The sequence below is a fragment of the Microcoleus sp. K4-B3 genome (assembly GCF_036704615.1).
In the GTDB taxonomy this organism is placed as follows: domain Bacteria; phylum Cyanobacteriota; class Cyanobacteriia; order Cyanobacteriales; family Microcoleaceae; genus Microcoleus.
Window position 1 is genome coordinate 1 of sequence record NZ_JAUBSF010000182.1, and the last position, 3,896, is coordinate 3,896.

Genomic DNA, 3,896 nt, shown 5'->3' on the forward strand with positions numbered 1-3,896 from the left:
CCGTGTGCAGTGAAAGTTGCAAGCACGGTTCCGAATGGGAGGGAGAGGATAGTAATATCCTCTCTCGACCCTACCCAAAATACTTAGCAATCAACTGCAAAAATCGGTTAACATCCAAATTTTGGGAACGGTTGCTTGCGGCAAAGAATTCTTTCGGTGGCTGCAAGAATATCACGCTATTGTAGTTCCCAGTCTTTCAGAGGATCAACCCCGGATTCTTTACGATGCTTATTCCCTCCCAAGCAGTACCGATACTCGCAAGTAACACAGACGGACTGCGCGACTGCATCCACAACCATAAAACTGGTGTAATTGTTAATTCTAACGACCCTGTAGCCTTAGCAGATTTGATCGAATGGTCGGGGCAAAACTTGCCTCAGCTTCAAAGTATGGGCAAGGCATCTCTCCAGCAGGCTCACAGCATGACGCACCAAGAAATGCACCGTTCGCGGTGGCAGCTTTTATTGAAGATGTTGCAGTCATCCAAAGTTTGAATTTAGCTCGTGGCTTTGGGGAGTGCAATTTTCAATTTTAGTTTTTGTATCTTGTTCAGGGTTCGGTTGGTGGCAGGGTGTTCGAGTCCGTGCCGAAAATTTTGATGCCCCACGGCAAAATCTACTGCACGTCCCTTGACTGGTGCTAAAGTAGGAGGCGGAGATAAAAATAGCGATCGCCCTAGACTTGTCAAAAATCACAAGCTGAGCTAAAAAAGTTCATAAAGAGTATTGCCCTTATGTCGAATGCAAGTGCGTCTAGTCAGCCGTACTCCTTACTCGTAGTCATTGTTAATTACAGGACGCCCCGCCTGACAATCGACTGCTTGCACTCTCTAGTCGACGAAATTAGATCGCTCCCAAATACCCGCGTTGCAATTGCCGACAACGCTTCAGGCGATACCTCAGTCGCAGAAATTGCCGCAGCCATCGCCGCAGAAGGCTGGAGCGAATGGGCATCCTTCGTGCCCCTAGACCGCAACGGCGGCTTCGCCTTCGGCAACAATGCCCTGATCCGTCCCGTACTGCAATCGGCCAATCCCCCCCCTTACTTCCTGCTGCTCAACCCAGACACTGTAGTTCGCCCCGGCGCATTGAAAGCTCTCGTCGATTTCATGGATACTCATCCCGAAGCAGGAATCGCCGGCAGCCGCTTAGAGAACCCCGACGGCACGCCCCAAGAGTCAGCTTTTCGGTTTCACAACATTTTGACCGAACTCGATTTCGGCTGGCGTCTTGGCCCTGTGTCGAAGTTATTGAAAAACAGGATCGCCGTCCCTCCGATTTCTCAAGAAATCTGCCAAACTGATTGGGTGGCTGGAGCCAGCATGATCGTCCGCCGCGAAGTATTTGAAAAGATTGGCTTGATGGATGAAGCTTATTTCATGTACTGCGAAGAAATGGACTTTTGCCTGCAAGCGAACAAAGCTGGCTGGAGTTGCTGGTACGTACCCGAAAGTCGCGTTGTCCACCTAGTAGGTCAAAGCTCAGGCGTCACCGACACGAAAGCAGCCCCCAAGCGGCTGCCCCAGTATTGGTTTGATTCCCGGCGACGCTACTTTATCAAAAACTACGGCTTGGTTTACACAGCATTAACTGATGTATCCTGGGCTTCGGGTTTTGCAGCCTGGAGGGTGCGCCGCGTACTTCAAGGCAAGCCGGACAGAGATCCCCCCAACTATCTCAAGGATTTCATGCTCAATAGTGTATTTTTTAAAGGAGGTGAGATTGAAAAGTCCAAAAACTTTTAAACGGTGTTTGTCAACAAATCCAAGCTCCAGAAACCCGGTTAATTATGGCAAAGAATGCATTGCCCGATCCTCTGCCAATAATTGATATTTTTGCTCAAAAAAACCAGGTTGACCATCAATCAAAAAAGCAATAAATAGCCTCTTAGGGCGGGCATAGGACAACAATTAAACAAGACAGTGTGTTAAAGAAAGCTTATGGTAATGCAGCCGGACTTAATAGCAAGTGAAAATCGAGTAGAAGCTCCTGCACTAGGATTGTGGCAACAGATTCAAGAAGATTGGATCGCTCACGGTCGCGATTGGACGAAGCCGGGATTTAGGGCCGTAGCTGTTCAGCGCTTTGGTGCTTGGAGAATGCAAGTTGAACCGAAATTACTTCGCGCTCCTTTGAGCATTCTTTACCGATCTCTATACCGAAAAGTTCGCAACACCTACGGCATAGATTTGCCTTACACTGTAAAGCTCGGTCGCCGCGTGGTGATCGAACATCAAGGCGCTATTATTATTCACGGATATTGCACGATCGGCGACGACTGCATTATCCGCCAAGGCGTAACCCTGGGAAATCGCTACTTGGATAAGCCGCTAGAATCTCCTCAATTGGGCGATCGGGTTAACGTCGGCGCTGGTGCAAAAATCCTCGGAAAAGTAAACCTGGGAGACGACGTAAATATCGGAGCAAACGCCGTAGTTTTATCAGACATTCCTGCCGGTCAAACTGCCGTTGGCATTCCGGCGAAGATGATTGCAACCAAAAAACTTCAAGACAAAAATACTTAAATTATTAGATAGCATTGATTATGTCTCAATTGCACAAAGTTGGATTGGTGGCGATCGGACGCAATGAAGGCGATCGCCTCCGAGGGTGCTTGCTATCAGCGAGGGTTCAAGTAGCTCTGGTGGTTTATGTCGATTCTGGCTCAACAGACGGTAGCTTGGAATTAGCCGGATCGATCGGAGCGGATACAGTAGAACTCGACCTATCTACACCTTTTACCGCAGCACGCGCCAGAAATGAAGGCTTTGCCCGCTTGCTACAATTAGCTCCCGACATTGAATTTGTCCAATTTGTAGACGGCGACTGCGAAATAGTTGACGGCTGGCTCGATAGAGCCCAGGAAGAACTCGCCGCCAAACCCGACGTAGCCGTAGTGTGCGGGCGCCGACGCGAAAGATTTCCCAACGCCACAGCATACAACCGACTGTGCGACATCGAGTGGGACACGCCTGTCGGCGAAGCCAAAGCCTGCGGCGGCGACTCCATGATGCGAGTCAAAGCATTCGAGCAAGTCGGTGGTTTCAACCCCGCACTCATTGCCGGCGAAGAACCGGAACTCTGCGTGCGGCTGCGCCAAAACGGTTGGAAAATCGAGCGCTTAGATGCAGAAATGACCCTGCACGACGCCCAAATGACTCGTTTTGAGCAGTGGTGGAAGCGCTCTCAAAGAGCCGGTCACGCTTACGCCGAAGGTTCCTGGCTGCACGGCAACACCCCCGAACGCCACTGGGTCAAAGACACGCTCCGCATCTGGTTCTGGGGATTCGTTTTGCCAGTGCTAGCATTCGGTACAGCCTGGTTCACCCACGGGTGGAGCCTGTGGTTGCTGGCCGGCTACCCCGTACTTACTTACCGAATTTACCGCCAGATGCAGCAGCAACGGAATTTGCCAGCCAAGGATGCTGCGCTTTATGCTATATCTTGCGCGATCGGGAGATTTCCTCAGTTGCAAGGTCAGATTCAGTTTCACCAGCGCCGCTTGCTCGGACAGCGCAGCAACTTGATAGAATACAAGACATCAAACCCATCAATTGAGCAAGTTAGAATTAGTGCTAAGTCTACTAAGTAGGTCAGCAATCATCAACTTAACTTGTTTTTTTCTGCAACTTCTCCTCTGTAATCCCGAGTCCGGTGTTGGTGTAGAGGCGGGTTTTCTCCCCAACCTCTACAGCCGACGCCCGCACCTCAAAAAAAACGCAGCCGATTGAGTAATTTCTGCAAAACTAAACTTACAAATATCGATTTATAAACAAAGGCTTCCAACGAATAAACAACCCACAATTAAAAGTTTTATTAATTAGAGTAATCCAAGGAAAAAATGATCCAAAATCAGGGATACTAAGAGAATAATTAATGTGCAATCTGCTGTATGTC

4 protein-coding genes are annotated in these 3,896 nt (G+C 49.3%); all 4 read left to right on the forward strand.

Features of this window, described 5'->3' with window-relative positions; all coding sequences use genetic code 11:
- Positions 1–224 precede the first annotated feature (224 nt).
- Positions 225–494: a glycosyltransferase gene (locus QUA78_RS31995; protein WP_333307059.1), complete on the forward strand. Its 270-nt coding sequence runs from the start codon at positions 225–227 to the stop codon at positions 492–494.
- Between the two features lie 239 nt (positions 495–733).
- Positions 734–1,744, forward strand: coding sequence for a glycosyltransferase family 2 protein (locus tag QUA78_RS32000; protein ID WP_333307057.1), 1,011 nt, complete (start codon positions 734–736; stop codon positions 1,742–1,744).
- 195 nt (positions 1,745–1,939) lie between these two features.
- A complete protein-coding gene (locus QUA78_RS32005) occupies positions 1,940–2,524 on the forward strand; it encodes a serine acetyltransferase (protein ID WP_333307056.1) in 585 nt (194 codons plus the stop codon).
- A 29-nt stretch (positions 2,525–2,553) separates the two neighbouring features.
- Positions 2,554–3,591 (forward strand): glycosyltransferase family A protein, encoded by a 1,038-nt coding sequence (locus QUA78_RS32010; protein ID WP_333307062.1) that lies wholly within the window; start codon positions 2,554–2,556, stop codon positions 3,589–3,591.
- Positions 3,592–3,896: the final 305 nt, after the last annotated feature.